This is a genomic window from Pseudomonas sp. 8AS, assembly GCF_902506505.1.
GTDB lineage: Bacteria > Pseudomonadota > Gammaproteobacteria > Pseudomonadales > Pseudomonadaceae > Aquipseudomonas.
This window is the reverse complement of record NZ_LR733406.1, coordinates 2,434,668-2,455,952: the sequence shown is the minus strand read 5'-3', so window position 1 is coordinate 2,455,952 and position 21,285 is coordinate 2,434,668. Positions and strand designations below refer to the sequence as shown.

20 protein-coding genes are annotated in these 21,285 nt (G+C 68.4%); all 20 read right to left on the bottom strand.

Annotated elements, in window-relative coordinates; all coding sequences use genetic code 11:
• Window positions 1-78: 78 nt before the first annotated feature.
• The gene (locus GV001_RS11460; protein ID WP_160079880.1) at window positions 79-1,227 is read right to left on the bottom strand and encodes an acetyl-CoA C-acetyltransferase; all 1,149 of its coding nucleotides are present in this window, start codon (window positions 1,225-1,227) and stop codon (window positions 79-81) included.
• Window positions 1,228-1,277: 50 nt separating this feature from the next.
• The gene (locus GV001_RS11455) at window positions 1,278-2,333 is read right to left on the bottom strand and encodes an acyl-CoA dehydrogenase family protein (protein WP_160079878.1); all 1,056 of its coding nucleotides are present in this window, start codon (window positions 2,331-2,333) and stop codon (window positions 1,278-1,280) included.
• A 10-nt stretch (window positions 2,334-2,343) separates the two neighbouring features.
• Complete coding sequence (locus GV001_RS11450) at window positions 2,344-3,510, bottom strand: acyl-CoA dehydrogenase family protein (RefSeq protein ID WP_160079876.1); 1,167 nt, start codon at window positions 3,508-3,510, stop codon at window positions 2,344-2,346.
• 11 nt (window positions 3,511-3,521) lie between these two features.
• The gene (locus tag GV001_RS11445; protein ID WP_160079874.1) at window positions 3,522-4,277 is read right to left on the bottom strand and encodes an enoyl-CoA hydratase family protein; all 756 of its coding nucleotides are present in this window, start codon (window positions 4,275-4,277) and stop codon (window positions 3,522-3,524) included.
• A 10-nt stretch (window positions 4,278-4,287) separates the two neighbouring features.
• Window positions 4,288-5,355 (bottom strand): nitronate monooxygenase family protein, encoded by a 1,068-nt coding sequence (locus tag GV001_RS11440; protein ID WP_160079872.1) that lies wholly within the window; start codon window positions 5,353-5,355, stop codon window positions 4,288-4,290.
• Window position 5,356: 1 nt separating this feature from the next.
• The gene (locus GV001_RS11435; protein ID WP_160079870.1) at window positions 5,357-6,214 is read right to left on the bottom strand and encodes an enoyl-CoA hydratase; all 858 of its coding nucleotides are present in this window, start codon (window positions 6,212-6,214) and stop codon (window positions 5,357-5,359) included.
• A complete protein-coding gene (locus tag GV001_RS11430) occupies window positions 6,211-7,032 on the bottom strand; it encodes a CoA-transferase subunit beta (protein WP_160079868.1) in 822 nt (273 codons plus the stop codon). The genes GV001_RS11435 and GV001_RS11430 overlap by 4 nt, the downstream gene beginning before the upstream one ends.
• Before the next feature lie 11 nt (window positions 7,033-7,043).
• Window positions 7,044-7,925: a CoA transferase subunit A gene (locus tag GV001_RS11425; protein ID WP_160079866.1), complete on the bottom strand. Its 882-nt coding sequence runs from the start codon at window positions 7,923-7,925 to the stop codon at window positions 7,044-7,046.
• On the bottom strand, window positions 7,925-8,821 hold the full coding sequence (locus GV001_RS11420) for a VOC family protein (protein WP_160079864.1): 897 nt from the start codon (window positions 8,819-8,821) through the stop codon (window positions 7,925-7,927). Before GV001_RS11420 ends, GV001_RS11425 begins: the two co-directional genes overlap by 1 nt.
• A 941-nt stretch (window positions 8,822-9,762) precedes the next feature.
• Window positions 9,763-11,331 carry a FadD3 family acyl-CoA ligase gene (locus tag GV001_RS11415; RefSeq protein WP_160079862.1) on the bottom strand — a complete coding sequence of 523 codons (1,569 nt, stop codon included), beginning with the start codon at window positions 11,329-11,331 and terminating at the stop codon, window positions 9,763-9,765.
• On the bottom strand, window positions 11,328-12,416 hold the full coding sequence (locus GV001_RS11410) for an alkene reductase (RefSeq protein ID WP_178091856.1): 1,089 nt from the start codon (window positions 12,414-12,416) through the stop codon (window positions 11,328-11,330). Before GV001_RS11410 ends, GV001_RS11415 begins: the two co-directional genes overlap by 4 nt.
• Window positions 12,417-12,424: 8 nt before the next feature.
• Window positions 12,425-13,051: a nuclear transport factor 2 family protein gene (locus tag GV001_RS11405; RefSeq protein ID WP_160079860.1), complete on the bottom strand. Its 627-nt coding sequence runs from the start codon at window positions 13,049-13,051 to the stop codon at window positions 12,425-12,427.
• Window positions 13,052-13,062: 11 nt separating this feature from the next.
• The gene (locus GV001_RS11400) at window positions 13,063-13,827 is read right to left on the bottom strand and encodes an SDR family NAD(P)-dependent oxidoreductase (RefSeq protein ID WP_160079858.1); all 765 of its coding nucleotides are present in this window, start codon (window positions 13,825-13,827) and stop codon (window positions 13,063-13,065) included.
• A gap of 4 nt (window positions 13,828-13,831) precedes the next feature.
• Window positions 13,832-14,641, bottom strand: coding sequence for an SDR family NAD(P)-dependent oxidoreductase (locus GV001_RS11395; RefSeq protein ID WP_160079856.1), 810 nt, complete (start codon window positions 14,639-14,641; stop codon window positions 13,832-13,834).
• A gap of 13 nt (window positions 14,642-14,654) precedes the next feature.
• Entirely contained in the window at window positions 14,655-15,482 is an 828-nt protein-coding gene (locus tag GV001_RS11390; RefSeq protein ID WP_160079854.1) for an SDR family NAD(P)-dependent oxidoreductase, read from the bottom strand.
• A gap of 10 nt (window positions 15,483-15,492) precedes the next feature.
• On the bottom strand, window positions 15,493-16,578 hold the full coding sequence (locus tag GV001_RS11385) for a Rieske 2Fe-2S domain-containing protein (protein WP_160079852.1): 1,086 nt from the start codon (window positions 16,576-16,578) through the stop codon (window positions 15,493-15,495).
• A gap of 263 nt (window positions 16,579-16,841) precedes the next feature.
• Complete coding sequence (locus GV001_RS11380; RefSeq protein ID WP_160079850.1) at window positions 16,842-17,615, bottom strand: SDR family NAD(P)-dependent oxidoreductase; 774 nt, start codon at window positions 17,613-17,615, stop codon at window positions 16,842-16,844.
• Between the two features lie 152 nt (window positions 17,616-17,767).
• Window positions 17,768-18,838: a ferredoxin--NADP reductase gene (locus GV001_RS11375; RefSeq protein ID WP_160079848.1), complete on the bottom strand. Its 1,071-nt coding sequence runs from the start codon at window positions 18,836-18,838 to the stop codon at window positions 17,768-17,770.
• Window positions 18,839-18,850: 12 nt separating this feature from the next.
• Complete coding sequence (locus GV001_RS11370) at window positions 18,851-19,609, bottom strand: glucose 1-dehydrogenase (protein WP_160079846.1); 759 nt, start codon at window positions 19,607-19,609, stop codon at window positions 18,851-18,853.
• The gene (locus GV001_RS11365) at window positions 19,609-21,282 is read right to left on the bottom strand and encodes an FAD-binding protein (protein WP_160079844.1); all 1,674 of its coding nucleotides are present in this window, start codon (window positions 21,280-21,282) and stop codon (window positions 19,609-19,611) included. Before GV001_RS11365 ends, GV001_RS11370 begins: the two co-directional genes overlap by 1 nt.
• Window positions 21,283-21,285: the final 3 nt, after the last annotated feature.

Sequence of the window (21,285 nt, the reverse complement as noted above, 5' to 3'; positions counted from 1 at the left end):
TCTCCTATAGCTATGGGCGGGCCTATCTGCCCTACCCGGCCCCTCTCCCACACGTGGGAAAGGGGCTGAAAACGTCCCTTACAGGCGCTCGATGATGGTCACGTTGGCCTGGCCGCCGCCTTCGCACATGGTCTGCAGGCCGTAGCGGCCGCCGCTGCGTTCCAGCTCATGCAGCAAGGTGCACATCAGGCGGGTGCCGGTGGCGCCCAGCGGGTGGCCGAGGGCGATGGCGCCGCCGTTGACGTTGGTGCGCTCGTGCGGGTAGCCGGTCTCCTTGAGCCAGGCCAGGGCCACCGAGGCGAAGGCCTCGTTGATCTCCACCCGGTCGATGTCGGCTAGGCGCATGCCGGCCTTTTTCAGCGCATAAGCGGTGGCCGGGATCGGCGCGGTAAGCATCCAGATCGGGTCGTCGGCACGCACGCTGAGGTGATGGATGCGCGCCCGCGGGGTCAGGTTGTAGCGCTTGAGCGCCCGTTCCGAGACGATCAGCATGGCGCTGGCGGCGTCGCAAGTCTGGCTGGACACCGCGGCGGTGACCCGGTCGCAGCCGAACAGGGCATCCAGCTCGGCCATCTGCGCCAGGCTGGTGTGGCGCGGCGTTTCGTCATGCAGCACACCCGCCAGCGGTACTATCTCGCGGGCGAAGCGGCCCTGCTCGATGGCCTGCAGGGCACGCCGGTGGGATTCCAGGGCATAGGCCTCGAGGTCCTCGCGCGACAGGCCCCACTTCTCGGCGATCATCTGCGCCGACTTGAACTGGGTCGGCGGCTGCTTGCCGTAACGCAACACCCAGCCGTCGGAGCCGCTGAACGGGTCCGTGAAACCCAGCGGTTCGGCGGCGGTCATGGCCGAGGAAATCGGGATTTGCGTCATGGTCTGCACGCCGCCGGCGATCACCACATCCTGGGTGCCGCTCATCACCGCCTGGGCGGCGAAGTGCACGGCCTGCTGCGAGGAGCCGCACTGGCGATCCACCGTGGTGCCGGGCACCGCCTGGTGCAGGCCGGCTGCCAGCCAGCAGGTACGGGCGATATCGCCGGCCAGCGGGCCGATGGTGTCGACGCAACCGAAGATGACGTCGTCGTAGTCCTCTTCGGGAATCGGATTGCGCTGCACCAGCTCGTGCAGCACATGGGCGCCGAGATCGGCGGCGTGGACCTTGGCCAGGCCGCCCTTGCGCCGCCCGGTGGGGGTGCGCAGGGCGTCGACTATGTAGGCTTCGGGCATGGAATACCTCGGATAACGGAAATCGGTTGATGGAGACGGGGCCCCGCCCCTCAGAAGGTCTGCCCGGCGCCCACCGGCAGGCCCTGCTCGAACAGCGCGGAGGCCAGGCGCGCCTTGTGCAGCGCGCGGTCGCCCCAGACCTTGTCCAGCGCCCAGGCGCGCTTCATGTACAGCTGCAGGTCGACCTCCCAGGTGTACCCCATGGCGCCGTGCGCCTGCATGGCGTGGCGCGCGGACAGCAATGCCGCCTCGGCGCAGGCCAGCTTGGCGTGGGAGACATGCAGGGCGCGCTGCGGGTGCCCGCTGTCCAGCGACTGGGCGGCGCGGTACAGCGGGCCCTTGGCGAACTCGATGAGCACCGCGCAGTCGGCCATCTGGTGCTTGACCGCCTGGAAGGAACCGACCGGCACGCCGAACTGCTTGCGCTCGAAGCTGTAGTCCACCGCCAGGTCGACCATGCGCTTGGCCAGGCCGAGCAACTGCGCCGCCGTGACCAGGGCGCCACGCTCGAAGGCCATGGCCCACAGCGCTCGACCTTCGGCGCCAGCGGCCAGGCAGGTGGCCGCGCTCGGCGTCCAGCTGACCTGGAACAGCTGGCGGCCGGGGTCTACCGACTCGTTGCGGGTCAGCTGCACGGCCGCGCGCGGCACGCCGTGCAGCTCATCGCCGTGGGCCAGCAGCAGCAGGTCGGCGACATGGGCGTCGGCCACCAGCAGGTTATGCGGATGACCCACCGCCAGGCGCGCAGCGCCGCTGGCCACGCGTTCCAGCCAATGCGCCTTGAACTCGGCATGACGCGGGTCCAGGCCGACCAGCAGTGGCACGCCGACCAGCACGGTATCCAGCAGCGGCTCGGGCAGCGCGGCATAGCCGCATTCCTGGGCCGGCAGCACGCAGTCGAGCATGCCCAGCTCCAGGCCACCCTGGGCCTCGGGCACGCTGAGGGCGGTCAGGCCGAGTTCGGCCAGTTGCGCCCAGAGCGCGTCGCTGCGCCCGGTCGGGCTGTTCCACAGCTCGCGCAGGCGCTCCGGCGGTACCTCGTTGATCAGAAAGGCGCGCACGCTGTCCTGAAACTGCAGTTGCTCGTCACTGAAGGTGAAGTCCATGGCGCGCTCCTCAAGCCCGGGGCATGCCGAGCATGCGCTCGGCGATGATGTTGCGTTGGATCTCGTTGGTGCCGGCATAAATCGGCCCGGCCTGGGCGAACAGGAAGCCGTCCAGCCAGCGGCCGACCTCGCCCGCCGCCGGCGCGTGGGCCAGCAACTCGGCGCGCGCGCCGAGGATGGAAAGCGCGGTGGCGTGCAGGCGCAGATCCAGCTCGGACCAGAAGATCTTGTTGGTCGACGACTCGGCGCCGATCTTGCCGCCGCCGATCAGTCGCGAGGCGGTCATGTAGGTGTTCAGGCAATAGGCCTCGGCATCCAGCCAGGCGCGCATCACCGCCTCGCCCACGCTCGGGTCGCGGTCGGCGCTTTCGCGGTTGGCCAGGTACAGCTGCACCAGGCGCCGCGCGGCTTCCTGGAAGCGCGCCGGCGAGCGCAGCATCAGGCCGCGCTCGAAGCCGGCGGTGGACATGGCCACCTGCCAGCCCTGGCCGATGCCGCCGAGGATGTTGTCCACCGGCACCCGCACGTCGTCGAAGAACACTTCGGCGAAGCCCGGCAGGCCGTCGAGCTGGGGGATCGGCCGCACGGTGATGCCCGGCGCGTCGAGCGGCACCAGGATGAAGGTCAGGCCGTGATGGCGGCTCGACTGCGGATCGGTGCGGAACATGCCGAATAGCCAGTCGGCCCACACGGCGCGGGTCGACCAGGTCTTCTGGCCATTGATCACGAACTCATCGCCCTCGCGCACCGCCTTGCAGCGGATCGCCGCCATGTCGGAACCGGCGCCCGGCTCGGACCAGCCCTGGGCCCAGACCTCTTCGCCGGTGGCCATCTTCGGCAGAAAGCGTGCCTGCTGCGCCGGCGTGCCGTACTCCATCAGGGTCGGGCCGAGCAGGAAGATGCCGTTCTGGTTGACCCGTGCCGGCGCTCCCGAGCGGTAGTACTCCTCCTCGAAGATCAGCCACTCGATCAGGTCGCAGCCGCGCCCGCCGAGCTCCTGCGGCCAGGTCACCATGCCCCAGCGGCCCTGGTTGAGCTTGGCTTCCCAGGCACGGTGCTGGGCGAAGCCCTGCTCGGTGTCGAACGAGGCCAGCGGCTCGGCCGGCACGTTGGCCTGCAGCCAGGCGCGCACCTCGGCGCGGAAGGCCTGTTGCTTGTCGCTGTAATTCAGGTCCATGACGGCACTCCTCAGCCGGCGAATTGCGCGGAACGCTTCTCGACGAAGGCGTCGCGCGCCTCCTGCGAATCCAGCGCGCGGTAGGCCTGCAGGGTGAAACCCTGCTCCCAGCGGTATTTGTCTTCCAGGTTGCCGTCCTCGATGCCGGTCAGCGCCTCCTTGGCCAGGGCGATCATCTCCGGGCTCTTGGCGGCGATGCGGCGGGCGATCTCCAGGGCCGCCTCGCGCAGCTCGCTGCGCAGCACCACGCGCTCCACCGCGCCCAGGCGATAGGCCTCCTCGGCGTCGATCATCTCGCCGGTGAAGTACATGTGGCGCACCTTCTGCACCGGGAACAGACGCTGCAGGTGGGCGCCGCCGCCCATGGCGCCGCGGTCCACCTCGGGCACGCCGAAGCGCGCACAGGTGCTGGCCACCAGGATGTCGGCGGCGCCGCACAGGCCGATGCCGCCACCGAGGACGAAGCCGTGCACGGCGACTATCACCGGCTTGGGATTGCGGTGTACGGCGCGGAAGCTGTCGTAGTTGCCCTTGTTCACCGTGACGATCAGATCCGGATTGGCTGCCAGCTCCTTGATGTCCACGCCGGCGCAGAAGCCGCGGCCCTCGGCGCGCAGGACGATGACCCGCACTTCGGGGTCGGCGCCGAGCTGGTCGAGGGCGGTGGCGATGGCCGTCCAGCCATTGCTGTCAAAGGCATTGACCGGCGGATGGTCGAGAACCAGTTCGGCGATGCCCTGGTCGATGTCGATACGAAATGGCTGCATGGTGTCCCCCTCAGGATGCCCGGCGGGCGAGTTCGGCGAGGCGCAGTTGCGCGTCGTCGGCGATGCGTTGAATAAGTTCGGCGCAGCTCGGCAGGTCGTCGATCAGCGCGGCGATTTGCCCGGACGGCAGCACGCCGCGCTCCGGATGGCCCTCGACCATGGCCTGCTGGATGATCATCGGTGCGTTGGCCGCCATCAGCGTCTGTGCGGCGCTCAGCTCGCCGGCGCTGCGCAGCTTGAATGCGGTGGCGAGCATCTGGCCCAGGCCCATGCCGCTGTGGCGGCGGTAGGCCAGCCCGTTCTTCAGCGCCAGCCACAGGCGGCGCGGCGCGCCGGCCTGCTCGAGATGAACCAGCAACTCGTTGTCGATCATCCGCTGCGGCATGCCGTCGATGGCGCGGCTGACGCGGATGGCGTCCGGCTCGCGGACCTGTAGGTAGCGCTGCAGGGTGGCCTGCGGCACCGGGCTCTCGCGCGTCATCAGGAAGCGCGTGCCCATGGCGATGCCGGCCGCGCCCATGGCCAGCGCGGCGGCCAGGCCACGACCGTCCTTGAAGCCGCCGGCGGCGATCACCGGCACCTGCACGCTGTCGAGCACCTGGCCGAGTAGCAGCGCGGTGGGCACGCTGCCGGTGTGGCCGCCGCCCTCGCCGCCCTGCACGGTGACCATGTCGGCGCCCATCTGCACCGCCTTGACCGCGTGCTTGAGCGCGCCGACCGTGGGCATGCAGACCACCCCGGCGTCCTTCAGGCGAGTGATCATCTGTTTGCCCGGCGAGCGGCTGTAGCTGACCGCACGCACGCCATGCCTGAGCACCAGCTCGACTATGTGTTCGGCGTTGGGCTGGTACATGTGGAAGTTGACCCCGAACGGCCGGTCGCTGAGGCGCTTGACCTCGACGATGGCCTCCTCCATGCGCGCCGGCTCGATGGTCGCCCCGGCGAGGAAGCCGAAACCGCCGGCATTGCCGGTGGCGGCCACCAGGCGCGGCTCGGCGACCCAGCCCATGGCAGTCTGCACGATGGGGTAGCGGCAGCCGAGGCGCTCGGTCAGCGCGGTGCCCAGATCGATCGCCATCTCAGGCCTCCGTCTTGCGCTGGGCGCCGGCCATGGCCTTGGCGTCGTAGCCGCCGAGCTTGTCGCCGGAGACCAGTTCGTTGTGCACATGGGCGAAGTGGTGCAGGCCGAACACCATGTCCATGGTGGCGCGCTTGCCCATCAGGTCCTCGGCGTTGTTCAGCGCCTGCTTGGTCAGGGCCAGACCCATGCGCGGCATCTGCGCGATGCGCCGGGCCATGTCCAGGGTCACGTCCTCCAGCACGTCGCGCGGCACCACCTTGTTGACCATGCCCATCTGCCAGGCGCGCTCGGCGCTCATGCGCTCGCCGAGGAAGAGGAATTCCTTGGCGATGCGCGGGTTGAGCTCATGGGCGTGGGCGAAGTACTCGACGCCGGGAATGCCCATGCGCACCACCGGGTCGGAGAAGAAGGCGTCGTCGCTGGCCACGATCAGGTCGCAGACCCAGGCCAGCATCAGGCCGCCGGCGATGCAGGCGCCCTGGACCATGGCGATGGTCGGCTTGGGAATCTCGCGCCAGCGCCGGCACATGCCCAGGTAGACCTCCTGCTCGCGGACGAACTGGAACTCGCCACCGGGCTTGCCGACATGGTCGGGCCACAGGCCGACGCGCTCGAAGCTCTGGTCCACGTCGCGCCCGGGGCTGCCGATGTCGTGGCCGGCGGAGAAGTGCTTGCCGGCACCGCGCAGGACTATGACCTTGACCGCATCGTCATCCACCGCCCGACGCAGGGCGGCGTCCAGCGCATAGGTCATCTGCGAGTTCTGCGCATTGTGGTATTCGGGGCGATGCAGGGTGATCAGGGCCAGTGGCCCTTGCACCTCGTACAGCACCACATCCTGGCTGGCGGCAGTCATGCGGGCGTCCTCGCATCCTGGGCGCGCACGCCTGGCGGGTTGTCCTTGAGCTGACTGGCGCGCAGCTGGTGCGGGTCGAGACGGCGGATCAGCGCCAGCTGCTCGGCCGTGGGCAGGGCGGTGACGGCAATCTGCTGCGGCAGGTGCAGGTTGAAGCCGGTGTTGTCCTGCACTTCGGCCAGGCTCACGCCCGGATGCAGCGAACGCAGGCGCATCTGCTTGCCCGGGCCCTGGAAGTCGAGCACGGCCAGGTCGCTGACGATCAGGCGGATGTCGATCTCGTCCAGCGACCAGCCACGCGCCAGGCGTGCCGGGTTGTAGCCCACCGAGCAGACCATATCGACTTCGTCCTCGACGAACACCCGGCGGTTGTGGCTGGGCACGAAGAAGGAGTTGGCGTGGCTGATCGAGTTGCCGGGGAAGCCGCGCACGCCGAGCATCTGCACCTTGGGCTGGCGGTAGTCGCCGCCGACGCAGGAGATGTTGGCCTGGCCGAAGCGGTCGATCTGGGTCGGCCCGACCAGCGCGTGGCGGCGCCCGCCCCAGACGTTGTCGAAGATGCGCGCGAAGCCCATCCAGCTGTCGAACTGCGCCACGTAATCGCCACGGGCGCCCAGCGGCACCGGTTCGGCGACCATAAAGGCCTCGGAGTCGGTCATCAGCAGGTCGCGGTTGCTGCTCAGCATGGCCAGCGATGCGGCCAGGCGCGGGATCACGCCGATGCCGGTGGCCAGCACTTCGCCGTCGTCGCGCCAGCACTCGCTGGCGGCGCAGATCAGCAACTCGGCCAGGCTGAAATCAGGAGTTTGTTCGGTCATCAAGGCTCTCCTCAGAACACCGGCAGGGGCAGGCGGTGGATCGCCTCGAGCCCGCCGACCTTCTTCAGGTAGGCGGCTTCGCCGGGGCGGACATAGGCATCGAAGTAGGCCTGCCAGCCATCCGGCTGATGGGCCGACTGGCAGTACAGGTCGAAGTGTTTCTTGTCGAAGCCATAGCTCGGCGCGCAGGAGCTGGGGTGGGCTCCACCCGGGGCATGGATCACCCCGTGGGTACGGTTGCGCTCCCAGAACACCAGGCGCGCGCCCGCCGGATCGGCATGCAGCTGCGCCGGCTCGACCAGCTCGTCGCAGCTGACGTAGGTCTTGTGCGCGGCGCGGGCGAACAGGTCGTCCATGTAGTGGTCGGGGCCGAGGATCTGGCACACCCCGCGCGCATCGGCGCGGTCGACGTGCAGCAGCGCGGCGTCGAGCTTGAGTGCCGGCATCGCCAGCCAGTCCTTGCCGTCGGCATAGGGCGAGGCGACCAGCTTGATCTCGGGGTTATGGGTCAGCACATCGGTGCCCAGACCCACGGCGGTGGGGATGAAGGGCACGCCCATGGCCGCGGCGCGCAGGCCGAGCAGCAGCATGCCCTCGTCGATCTCCATCACCTCGATGGCACCGTTCTGCCGGGCCTTGCGAAAGTGCGGCTCGAGCGGAATGAAATCCAGGGAGACGAAGGCGAACACCAGCTTCTTCACCTTGCCGGCGGCGCACAGCATGCCGACATCGGCGCCGCCATAGGCGACCACGGTGAGGTCCTTGAGGTCGGAACGCAGGATCTCGCGGATCAGCGCCATCGGCTTGCGCCGCGGGCCCCAGCCACCAATACCGATGGTCATGCCGTCGCGCAGCTCGGCGACCATCTCGGCACTCGTCATACGCTTGTCCATCACTGTCTCCCCACGCTGAAATCGTGGCCCCACTGGCTGACCACCGTGCTCTCGAAAGGCGTGTGGCGGCTCCAGTCGACCTGCTTGCCGTGGCAGCCGTACTCCAGGTCGAAACCGCCCGGGGTCTGCATGTAGAAGGACACCATCTCGTCGTTCAGATGCTGGCCAAGGGTCGCCGACAGCTTCACGCCATTGGCATGCATGCGGTCGAGGGCGCGGCCGACGTCGTCGAGGCGGGTCACCTCGACCATCAGGTGCACGCAGCCGGACGGCACCGGACACTCGAACAGCGCCAGCGAGTGGTGGCGGGCGTTGTTGCAATGGAGGAAGTGAATGCGCTTTTCCGGCTCGGCCGGATCACTGGTGAAGCGCACCTTCATCAGGTCGGACAGGCGCAGGCCCATGACCTCCTCGTAGAAGGCGCGGCAACGGTCGAAGCTGGGCGCCGGCAGCACGGCGTGGCCCATGCCCAGTTCGCCGGTGACGAAGCCCTGCACGCCGACCGGCGAGACGAAACGGGCGAAGTCCTGGCGCGGGCCCCAGAACAGCTCGTGGCGATTGCCGTCCGGGTCCTGGAAGCGTGCCAGCGCCTGCACCTGACGTGCCGCCGCCTCGGCAGTAGTGCCGCGCTGCACCGGCACATCGGTCTGCTCCAGCTCGGCCAGGGCCTGCTCGAAGGCCTCGACGCCGGCCAGCTCCCAACCGCAGGCGCCGAAGCCGTCGCGGTCGGCCTGCTCGATGCACAGACGGTAGGGACGCTCGTCCATCTTCAGCAGCAGGGCATCGCCTGCGGCCACCTCGACCACCATCATGCCCAGCACTTCGCCGGCATAGCGGCGCCACTGCTGCAGATCGCGCGATTGCACGGTCACGTAACCCAGGCCGCGGATATCCACGAATCTTCTCCTCATCTGTTTCGGACTGCGGTCCGCCCTGGCGGGCGAACCCTGGATGAGGCCGATTAAGCGCTGCCGGCGCGAGCCCAGCATCGTCCAATGGGACTAGCGCAACAGGGCGGGCGCGGGGCTCTGCGATGGGCAGGCGACGGGGTGCGCCTGGAGCCTGGGGCAGGCTCGGCTTACTCCTGAGAGGAAGATGCGGTTGATACCGGACTGGCAAGGTTGTGTTCTTGATTCAGTGTCCAGCCGCTTTCGGTGCAGGCTGATGGTTTTGGTTTCGCCCTCCTGGGCGAGTCACTTTCTCTTGTCTGGCCAAGAGAAAGTAACCAAAGAGAAGGCCACCCCGACATCCGGCCCCGCCTGCGGCGGGGTTCCCTCTTTCCGGTGCCGCTCCGGGGGCCGTCACGAAGGGACGTCCCTGTCCCTTCGTTCCTCGCTCGGCGTCCTGCCTCGCGTCCCCCTGCGCGGCACCTCCACTCGGCCTCCTGACGGGGATCCGGCTCCGAGTTGCCTGAATGTCATTCCCCTTTTCCTCGGTTCTTGGGCTCTTCTGTTTCACCCGCACGGACTTGCAGGCAACACCAAATCCCCTTGAGGAGGGCGAACGGAATCGTTGCGTAGAGGGACGAGCCGCAGGGATGCGGCGAGAGGCGTAAAGGTCCAGGGATGGACCTTGTACGCCGGCCCTCGGAGCGACGATGGAGTGAGCGAACCCTGCGCGAAGCGCAGGGCCGGATGAAGGGGTGTGTTTCTTTGCTTACTTTCTTTGCACAAGCAAAGAAAGTGAGTCGCCCGGGAAGGGCGAAACCAGAACCGTCAGCCTGATCAGAAGTCGGCTGAACACAGAACCGGGAACGCGCAATCTGGCCAGTCCGGTATCCCCACCCACAAACCCGCAACAGCGCCGCCCGAGCCAGCCCGGGCGGCACAAGGCCGGACTAGGCCGTGGCGCGCAGCGCGGCCTTGGTCACCTTGCCCGAGGCGGTCAGCGGCAGCTCACTGACGAACTCGACGCTACGCGGCACCTTGTAGTTGGCCATCTGCTCTCGGCACCAGGCGATCAGCTGCGCCTGCGCAAGCTCGGCGCCGGGACGCAGGATCACATAGGCCTTGCCCACCTCGCCGAGACGCTCGTCGGGCATGCCGACCACCGCCACCTGGGCGATGGCCGGGTGTTCCATCAGCAGGCGTTCAACCTCGGCCGGATAGCAGTTGAAGCCACCGACTATGTACATGTCCTTGAGCCGGTCGGTGACCCGCAGGTAGCCCTGCTCATCGAGCACGCCGATATCGCCGGTATGCAGCCAGCCGTCGCCGTCCAGGGCCTCGGCTGTGGCCTCCGGGTCGTCGAGGTAGCCGCGCATCAGGTTGTAGCCGCGGATCAGCACCTCGCCGGGCTCCCCACAAGGCACCTCGCGACCCTCGCCATCGACGCAGCGCAGCTCGATGCCGTCCAGCGCCCGCCCACTGGTGGTGGCGACCCGCTGCAGGTCGTCACCGGGACGGCAGATAGTGGCCAGGCCGCAGCATTCGGTGAGGCCATAGGCGGTCACCACATGGGCAAAGCCCAGCTCGTCCTGCATGCGCTGCACCAGCACCGGCGGCACCGAGGCAGCGCCGGTCACCGCCACCCGCAGCGAGGACAGATCAAAACGCTGCCGTCCCGGGTGGTCGAGCATCGAGGCGTAGAGCGCCGGCGGCCCGGGCAGGAAGTTCACCCGGTCATGCTCGATCCGCGCCAGCACCGCCTCGGCCTCGAAGGTGCGCTGCGGCAGGATGGTCGCGCCACGGAGCAGCGCCGCCAGCCAGCCGGCCTTGAAGCCGAAGGTGTGAAAGAACGGGTTGACGATCAGGTAGCGGTCGCCGGCTTCGAGACCGACTATCTGCCCCCAGTTGTCGAACAGCCGCACATTCTGCCCGTGGGCGCAGAGCACGCCCTTGGGATAGCCGGTGGTGCCCGAGGTGAAGATCAGGTCGCACAGGCTGTCGCCATCCAGGGCGGCGCTGCGTTGCTCCAGCTGCTGCGCGTTCACCTCGGCGGCGCAGACCAGGAAGCCTTCCCAGTCGGAATCGCCGGGACGCGCCTGCTCCAGCACCACGCATTGCTCAAGCTGCGGCAGCTCGTGTCCCTCGAGCAGCGCCGGGTAGTAGCTGCCGAGGAATTCGCCGACGCTGAACAGCAGGCGCGCGCCGCTGCGACGCAGGATATCGGCGGCCTCGGCGCCCTTCAGGCGGGTGCTCAGCGGCACCAGCACGGCGCCGGCCAGCAGGCAGCCGAGGGCCGCGACTATCCAGCGCTGGCCGTTGGGGGCCCAGATCGCCACCCGCTCGCCCGGCTGCACACCAAGGGCCAGCAGGGCGCACCCGGTCTCGCGGGCACGCTGCTGCAGCTCGGCATAGGTCAGCTGCAGACCGTCGTCGTCGATGGCGATGCGCTCGCCATAACGGCGCACGGACTCGGCCAGGGCGGCGGGAATGGTCTGCGCCATGGAAGGGATGACACTCATGACAGATCAACCTGCGGCTGGGCCTGGCGCAGCGGATAGTCGCTGTAGCCGCGCGGGCCGGTGGTGTAGAGGGTGGCGCGGTCGAACTGGGCCAGCTCGCTGTGCTCGCGCAGGCGCTCGACCAGATCGGGGTTGGCGATGTAGTGGCGGGCGAAAGACACCGCATCGCCCTGCCCTGCGGCCAGCGCCTGCTCGGCGCTGGGGCCGTCGAAGCCGTCGTTGATGATCACCCCACCACGAAAGTGCTGGCGCACCAGGGCAAAGGCATCCAGCCCGGCCTGCGGCGAGCGGCTGACCTGGACATAGGCCAGGCCGAGCGGATTCACCGCATCGAGCAGACCGCCATAAGTGGCGATCGGGTCGTCGTCCTGCATGTCGTTGAACGGGTTGCCGGGGATGATGCGCAGTCCCACCCGGCCGGCGCCTATGGCACCGGCCATGGCTTCCAGGCATTCCACGGCAAAGCGCCGGCGCCGGCTCAGGCTGCCGCCATAGCCGTCCTGGCGCTGGTTGCTGCCGGCAAGCAGGAACTGCATCGGCAGGTAGCCGCTGGAGCAATGCAGCTCCACCCCGTCGAAGCCGGCCGCGCGGGCGTTCAGCGCCGCCTGGCGGTAGGCCTCGATGGTCGCATCGATCTGCGCCAGGCTCATTTCTTGGGGCACTTCCAGCGGCGCCATGCCGTGGCTGTCGGTGAACAGGCTGCCACGCGCTGCGATCGCCGAAGGCGCCAGGGTCAGGGCCGTGACCGCCTTGTTGTGGCGGCTGGCCACCCGGCCGACGTGCATCAGCTGCAGCACCTGGCTGGCGCCGCCGTTGGCGCGCACGGCCGTGGTGACCGCACGCCAGGCCTCGATCTGACGCGGCGTGGCGATGCCCGGCGTGCGGCAGTAGCCCTTGCCGTCGGCGCAGGGATAGGTGCCCTCGGCGATGATCAGCCCGGCGCTGGCGCGCTGCCCGTAGTAGGCGACGTGCAGGGCATCGGGGGCGTCATCGGCGTCGGCGCGGCTGCGCGTCATCGGTGCCATGACGATGCGGTTGCTCAACTGCAGCTCGCCGAGCTGCAGCGGTTCAAACAGACGGGACACGGCAGCCATCAGCGCACCCTCACCCGCGGCGCGGCCGAGCCACGGCGCATGGTTTCCAGGAAGGCATCCAGCGGTGCCGGTTCGGCCACCTCGGGCAGCGCATCGTCCGGCTTGCTGGCCCAGAACGTCTGCCAGCTGGGCCAAAGCTGGTTCCAGCCGCCGTCGTACGGCTCGCGACCCGGCCAGCGCATCTTCTTGTCACCAATCGGCGGCTTGTTCAGGTCGGCCGCGTACATGTAGCACGGCAGGCGACGGCGGAAGTACCAGCGCCCGTCGATGCGCTGGTAGTCGTCCCAGTAGAGCATCTGCATGATCACCCACTCGGGGCCGGTCTCATGCTCGTTCTTCGAATAGACCACGCCACAGGCGTTGTCGGCATCCTTGAACTCGATGATATGGCCGCCGATATGGTGGCTGGTGGTGGTGAACTGGTTGCGCAGGGTGCTGTCGATCCAGCGCTTGAGATGGGCGCGACCAACCTGATCCTTGCCGACCTTGATGTCCTCGGGGAACAGCCCGACCCAGGCATCCAGGTCGCGCATGTCCAGGGCCAGGGCGTACTTGGCCGGCAGCATGCGGATCTGTTCCAGCGATTCCAGGCGATCCAGGCGGGCCTGCAGGCTCTGCTCGTTCATGGGCACTCCGCTTAGCGTTGCGAGGAGATATTGCCGCCGTCGACGACTATCTCGGCGGCGTTGATGTAGCTGGCCTCGTCCGACAGCAGGAAGCGCACCACCCGGCCCAGTTCTTCCGGCTGGCCGAGGCGGCCGAGCAGGATGCGTCGCTCGAACATGCCCGGATGGGCCGCGGCGATGGGCGCCACCATCGGCGTGAGGATCTGCCCCGGCGACACCGAGTTGACCCGGATGCCGTCGGCGCCGAGGGCGTCGGCCATGGAGCGCACCATCGACAGCATGCCGCCCTTGGAGGCGCTGTAGGACGGGATCAGGCCGTTACCCAGGGTGGCGTTGATCGAGGCGATGCCGACCACCGAGGAACCGGGGTTGGCGCGCAGGTCCGGCAGCATGGCCTGCACCAGCAGGGCCATGGCGCGCAGATTGACGTTCAGCACGGCGTCCCAGCGCTGCGCGGTGAGGCCCTCCAGGCCGCTCTGGTCGACCACCCCGGCGGCGTGCACCAGGCCGCCCGGGGCGCCCAGTTCGGCGCGGGTACGCGCCAGCGCCGGGGCTATGGCCTCGGCGTCGCACAGGTCGATGCCGATGCCCAGGCAGGCCACACCATACTGCTCGGCCAGGCGCGCGGCCACGGCCTGGGCCTTGTCTTCCTGCAGGTCCCAGATGATCACCGGGCGACCGACCGCGGCCAGAGCCTCGGCGCAGGCGGCGCCGATGCCGGATACGCCGCCGGTGACCAGCACCGGGCTGGCGGGAGTGTTCAGTAGACTTTGCATGGATTTATTCCCCTCTGAATTCGCTGGATGTCTGCGAGGTGTAGTCGGTGGCGCCGACGTTCAGCTCGCAGGTCTTGCCGCCGTCGACCACCAGGCTCTGGCCGGTGATATAGGACGATTCGTTACTGGCCAGGAACAGGATGGCATTGGCCACCTCTTCCGGCTCGCCGATACGACCCAACGGCACGGCGCGGGCGGTGGCCTTGATCATCTGCTCACTGCGCATGGCCTCTCGGGTGCCCTCGCTCCAGACGATGCCGGGGATCACCACGTTGACGCGGATCTTCTGCGGCGCGCCTTCCAGGGCCACGGCCCGGCTGAAGTTAAGCACCCCGGCCTTAGCCGCGCCGTAGGCGGACAGCCCCGGGCTGCCGAGCAGGCCGGCCACCGACCCCATGTTGATGATCGAGCCGCCACCGCCCTGCATGGCGCGAAACGCCGCGCGGGTGCCGAAGAAGGCCACGTCGAGGCTGCCGCGCAGGCTCTTGTGCCAGTCCTCCGTGCTGAGCTGGGCCAGCGGGCCCCAGGTGTAGTTGACGGCGTTGTTGACCATCACATTGAGCTGGCCGAAGCGCTCCAGGGTCTGCCCGACCGCGTGTTCTATGGATTGCTCGTCGGTGACGTCGGCCTGCACCCAGTCCGCCGTGCCGCCCTGCTGACGGATCAGCTTGACCATGTTCTCGATCGGCTCGCGGCGGCGGCCGCAGAGCATCACCCGGGCGCCCTCGGCGGCGAACAGTTGCGCCACCGCCGCACCGATGCCGGTGCCGGCGCCACTGACCAGCGCCACCTTGCCTTGCAGTCTTGCACTCATAAGTCGTTTCCTTTCAAAGCATCAACATGCCGCCACTGGCGGATAGGGTCTGGCCGGTAAAGGCACTGGATTCATCGCTGGCGAGAAACAGGCAGGTCTGGGCGATTTCCTCGGGCTCCAGCAGGTGGCCGAGCGGGATCGCCCGCTCCAACGCCTGCTGCCATTCGGCGGAGATTGACTGCATCAGTGGCGTGCGGGTCGGCCCCGGACACACCGAGTTGACCCGGATGCCGCGTGGGCCCAGGTCGCGCGCCAGGCACTTGGTCATGCCGAGCATGGCCGCCTTGGTCGCGCAGTAGGCCAGCGGGCCTTCGCCGCTGAGCGCCGAGAGGCTGGCGATATTGACGATCGAGCCGCGGCTGCCACAGGCGATCATCAGGCGCACGGCGGCGCGGCTGCAGTAGAAGGCACCATCCAGGTTGATCGCCAGCAGGCGGCGCCAGCCGGCGTCGGTCAGGTCGACGATCATGTCGGTGAACACCTCGGGTACCTGCCCGGCGGCCAGTTGCGCGCCGCGCTCGGCCAGACGCTGCTGGTAGTGCTCGAAGCCGTCGCCGGGCACCTGGCCCAGCCCCGCGTTGTTGACCAGCACATCGAGCCGGCCATAGCGCTGTTCGACGGCGGCGAACAGGCGCTCGACCGCGGCGCCATCGGCGATATCGCAACCGAGCGCCAGGCATTCGGCTGCATTCGGCAAGCCGTCCAGCACGCGCCCCGCCGCCGCTTCGTTAATATCCGCCAGCACCACGCGAGCGCCCTCGGCGGCGAACAGCTCGGCGGTGGCGCGACCGATGCCCGAGCCGGCGCCGGTGACCAGGGCCACCTTGTCAGCGAGTCTCATGGGTGACTCCTCAGATCAGGTGCAGCTGGCTGCGGGCCAGCTCGGGCACCGCGTCGAGGCTGCGCCAGCTGCCATCCTGGCTGCGCTCGAAGACCTTGAGGGTCGGCGCGGCCAGCTTGGCCACGTCGGTGTAGAACTGCTCGTACCACTCGCGCAGCTGGTACACCGGGCCATCGCCCTCGCACAGCACCGGCTTGTCGACGCGGATCTTGTTGTGCCAGATCTCCACGTCCTGGAAGAACGACTTGTGCGCCTGCTCGGCATAGCCCTCGGCGATCGCCTGGTTCTCCGCCTCGGACAGGCCCGGCACCCGACGTACCTTGATCGCGTAGCGCAGCTCGAAGCTGCTCTGGTCGATCGGCACATGGCAGTTGAGCAGGATGGTGTCGACCACCTGCCCGCCCGCCTCGGCGCGCATGCGGGTGATGTGGTAGGCCGGGCCGAAGTAGGCGCTGTCGGCGACCAGGCCCTGGCCGAGCAGCTCGCTGTCCTCGCCACGGAACATCTGGTAGCCGATATGGCCGTCGAAGGTGTTGCTGAAGTAGCTGGCCGGCGAGCCGTGCACCGGGCCGAAGTGGGCGAAGTCCGCCAGGTTGTCCACCAGCTCGCGGCAGTTGGTGTTGATCACCATCTTGCGCAGCATCCAGTCGGTCCACTCCTCGGAGAAGCAGGCCTCGATGCGCGGAATTTCCACCTCGGGGTCCGGCGCGTTGCCCTCGGGGTCGTGCCAGACGAACAGCAGCTTGTTCTGCTCCAGGGTCGGCCAGGCCTTGACCTTGGCACGCGGTGGAATGCGCTTGCAGTAGGGAATATCGACGCACTTGCCGTCCGGGCCGAAGCTCCAGTGGTGGAAGGGGCAGCGCAGGTCGTTGCCGCGCACCTCGCCCTGGCTCAGGTCGGCCCCCATGTGCGGGCAGTAGCTGTCGAGGATGCGCAGCACGCCATCCTCACCCTGGTAGACCGCCAGACGGGTACCGAACAGGTTGAGCTGATGGGGCTTGCCGTCGCGGTAGTCGGCCGCCAGGCCAAGGCAGTGCCAGCCACGGGCGAAGCGCGGCGCGATGACATCCGAGGCGATGAGTTGCGAACCTTGCATGGGAGGGACCTCTTGTTGGGGAGTATGGGTCTGCAGCTCGACTGTGCCGCCGCCGCGCCCGGCAAACATCGTCCGATGGGACTAACGGCGGCGGATTAGCAATCCGCCGCCCGCCGGGCAGGCGCGCAGCCGCCAGCGCCCCGCGCCCGCTTGAGCAGGACAGGTATCAGGGGTGGAAGGTTTTTCCGTAGGGTGCGCCGTGCGCACCAGCAACCCAGCACAGGTCCCTGGTGCGCGCGGCGCACCCTACGCAGGAGTCGCAGCTAGAGCTGGGGCGGAGCGAAACGGCGGCCGGCGGAGAAGCCGCCATCGACGCCGATCATCTGCCCGCTGACGAAGGACGCCTCGTCGCTGGCGAGGAACAGCGCGACATTGGCCACCTCCTCCGGCTGGCCGCTGCGGCAGAGCATGTGCTGGGAGACGAAGAAATCGTGGAAGGCCTGATTGTCACGCACCATGTGCGACATAGGCGTCTCGATCAGCCCCGGACACAGGCCGTTAACGCGAATGTTGGCATGGCCGTAGTCGATGGCCATGGAGCGGGTCAGCTGGCTGATGGCGCCCTTGGACACGTTGTAGGCGACGTTGTCGCCGCAGCCCTGCTCGCCGAAGATCGAGCCGAAATTGATGATCGAGCCACCACGCTGTTCCAGCATGGCCGGCAGTGCATATTTGCTGGTGAGCATGCTGCCGGTCAGGTTGATTTCCAGCACCCGCCGCCATTCCTCGGTGCTGGTGGCGGTGATGCTGCCCTGGCTGGCCACCCCGGCGGCATTCACCAGTACATCGATGCGCCCATGGCACTCGCGCACCTCGGCCATGCAGCGCTGCACCGCCGCCTCGTCGCGCACGTCGAGGGCGAAGAAGCTCGGCATCGGCCGCAGCGCCGCCAGCTCTTCGAGCAGCGCCGTTGGCGGCACACCGACATCCAGACCTATCACCTGGGCGCCCTCGGCGGCGAAGCGCCTGACGCAGGCCAGACCGATACCCGAAGCGGCGCCGGTGACCACCGCGACCTTGTTGTGCAGACGAGCCATGTTGCGACCTCTCTTGTTCTGGTTGGAAAGCGTCCTGGCAGTCTAGTCAGGGGCAGGCAGCGCTTGATCGTCCGTTGGGACTAGCCCCTGCCTGCAGGCAAAAAAAACCCGGCCGAAGCCGGGAAAAATGACAACCACAAGCAAGCAACAATTCAGTCGGGAAACTTCAGGCGCAGCCGCGCGCTCTGCGGCCGGCCCTGGCAGGCCAGGGTCCAGCCCTCGGCCAGCTCGGCGGGAGTGAGCACATCGTTGCGCAGCAGGCGCACCTCGCCCTCCTCCACCTTGCACATGCAGGCGCCGCAGAAACCCTCTTCGCAGGAAAAAGGCGCCTCCAGGCCGGCGGCCAGGCAGCTCTGCAGCAGAGTATCGCCGGGGCGATAGGTCAGGTTGTGCTGCTGGCCATCGAGCTGCACCTGCAGTTCGACCTGCTGCGGCGCATCCGCCGCTGCGCCCTCCCCTTCAGGCTCGACCGGGGCATCGGCCGGCGAAACGAAGCGCTCCAGATGGATGCGCCGTGGGTCCTCGCCGACGCCCAACAACGTCTTCTCCACCGTATCCATGAAGGGGCCCGGGCCGCAGATGAAGAACTCGGCGCCGCCATGGCCACGCACCAGCTGACGCACTTCGCCCTCGCTGAGAAAGCCCTGCAGCGAGTCGAGTACATGGATCACCTGCAGACGCTCGCTATGGGCCTTGGCCAGCCCGCGCAGCTCGTCGCGGAAGATCACCGAGGCCTCGTCGCGATTGGCGTAGATCAGGGTGATGCGCCGCGCACTGGTGAGCAGCGCCGACTTGAGGATGGAGAACACCGGCGTGATCCCCGAGCCGCCGCCAAACAGCACCAGCTCGTGCTCGCCGGGGCGCAGGTGGAACTGACCGGCCGGCGGCAGCACCTCCAGCCAGTCGCCCACCCGCACCTGTTCGTTGAACCAGTTGGACACCCGCCCGCCCGCCACCCGCTTGACCGTCACGCGCGGCTGCGCATCGCAATCGGGCGAGCTGGACATGGAGTAGCAGCGGGTCAGGCGCTGCCCGTCGAGGTTCACGCGAAAACCGAGGAACTGCCCAGGCAGGTAGGCAAAACGCGCCTCAAGCTCGGCCGGCACATCGAGCACCACGGAGCGGCTGTCGGCAGTTTCCTCGATCAGCGCCGCCACCTGCAGGCGGAAGGCGCCGCCCTGAGCCGGTGTGGCGGCCATCGTCAGCTGTTCTGCACTACCCATGATCGCCACGCCTCAGAGCAGGCCGCTGACCAGCTGGGCGTTGTCCACCCGCAGCTCGGCGCCATTGATGAAACGCGACTCGTCGCTGGCCAGGAACAGCACCAGGTTGGCGATATCGCGCGGATCGCACATGCGGTTCTTCGGGTTGCGCTCCAGCTCTTCCTGGGCGATCGGCGCGCCGCCGGCCAGGGCCTGGGTCATGGGCGTGTTGATGCCGTCCGGATGGATCGAGTTGCAGCGGATGCGGTAGCCCTGCTCGCGGCAGTGCACGGCGATCGAGCGGGTCATGGCGGTCACCGCGCCCTTCGACGAGGAATAGGCGCAGAACGCCGGCATGCCGCCCAGGGAGGAAATCGACGACATGTTGACGATGCTGCCGCCGCCGCTGTCCTTCATCGCCGCCACGGCGTACTTACAGCCGAGGAAGTAGCCGTCGCTGTTGATCCGCTGCACTTTCTGCCACAGCTCCAGGCTGGTGTCCTCGATGCTGCCGACGGCGAGGATGGCGGCGTTGTTGACCAGCACGTCGAGGCGGCCGAAGCGCTCCAGAGTCTGCTTGATCACGTTCTGCCAGTCCGCCTCGCTGGCGATGTCCTGGCGCACGAACAGCGCCTGCTCGCCGATCTCGGCGGCGACCTGGCGGCCGAGCTCCTCGTTGAGGTCGGTGAGCACCACCTTCGCGCCCTCGCGGGCCAGCAGCAGGGCATCCTCGCGGCCTACGCCACTGGCCGCTCCGGTGACGATGCAGACCTTGCCTTCGACTCGTTTCATCATGCTTCTCCTCGGGTGGCCTGTACGGCATTGACGAGACCTGCCACATGGGCACCGACGCGGCGTCCGGAATAGACGCAGTCGGCGATGGACAGGCCGGATACATAAAGGTTGGAGGCAACGCCCACGGCGTTGCGCCCGGCGCTGTAGAGCCCGGCGATCGGCCGCCCGGCGCTGTCCAGCACGCGGCCGCTGGCCTCGTCCAGGCGCAGGCCGCCGAGGGTGATGGTTGCGCAGGGGAACAGCGGGCTGTCGAACGACAGGTCCATGGCGTACCAGGGGCCCTGCTCCAGCGAGGCGAGGAAGGCCGGCGACTTGCCCAACGCATCGGCGCACTCGCCACGCGCCGCGGCGCTGTATTGGGCCAGGGTCTGTTCCAGGGCGGCGGCCGGCAGACCGCAGCGCTCGGCCAGCTCCGCCGGGGTTTTGCCGCGTTTGCAGTTGAACAGCATGCTGAGCAGCGCCGGTAGGCGCTGGAAGTTCCATACCTTGCCCGGGCCGATCTGGGCGAAAGCCTGGCGCATCAGCTGGCGGTTAAGAATCAGGATGGCCCGCCCGCCATTTTCCTCGACCATGGCGTGGCCCAGGGTGGCGCCGTACACCTCCTCGTTGCAGTAGCGCCGGCCGGCGGCGTTGACCACCACGCCACGGGCCCAGGCCAGCGGCGGATTGATAAAGCGCCAGGCGCTGACCTTGTCCATGCGTGCCGGCACCGCGCCGACGCTGCAACCCAGGCGGATGCCACTGCCGTCGCAGCCACCGGTACCCAGCGGCATGCCGGCCAGGTAATGGGGCGCGTGCTCGGCCAGCATCGCGCGGTTGAACACGAAGCCGCCGGTGCTCAGCTGCACGCCGTGGCGGGCGCGGATCAGGCGGCGCTCGCCATGGTTCAGTTCCAATTCGCGCAAACGACGGCGCAGGGCATTGGCCAGAGCCGGCAGATAGGGCTGCAGATCATCCGCCCAGCGCGCCAGGCGGGCATGTCGGCGAGCCTCGCGACTGCCTTCCGGCAGGCGCCAGGCCTCGACGCCCAGCACCCGGCCGCAGGCGTCCTGCACCAGGCGGCGCACCTCGCACTGCGTATGCAGGCGCACGCCCTGGCGCAGCGCGCTGGCCCTGAGCGCGGCGAACAGCACCCGCCCGGACTGCCCGGAGCTGACCGTGCGATGCCCGCGCGGTGCCGGCGGCGCAGCACCGGCATAGGCCGCCACCGCCTCGTTACCGGAGTAATAGAGGTAGTACTGGTCGCTCGGATAGGAGGTCTTCACCGGCGGCACGCTGCCTTCGTAGCGCGCGCCCTGGTGTTCCAGCCACTGGATCTGCTCGGCGCTGCGCTGACAGAAATCGCGCAGGGTCGACTCCGACACCGCATCGCCCACTTCGTGGCGCAGGTAGTCGAACATCGCCTCGGGCGTGTCCTGATAGCCGGCCGCCTGCTGTTGCGCGGTGCCGCCGCCGGCATACACCACGCCGCCGCTGCGCGCGGTGGCGCCGCCACCGGCGAAACGGTCCAGGGCCAGTACATCGAGGCCATGACCGCGCGCTTCGAGGGCGGCACAGGCACCGGCGCCACCGAAGCCGACCACCAACAGGTCGGCCTCGTCGTCCCAGCGCAGGCATTCACCATCGGCGACCCGTATGGGCGCCAGCGGATCGAGTTGCATCGCGGTCATGGC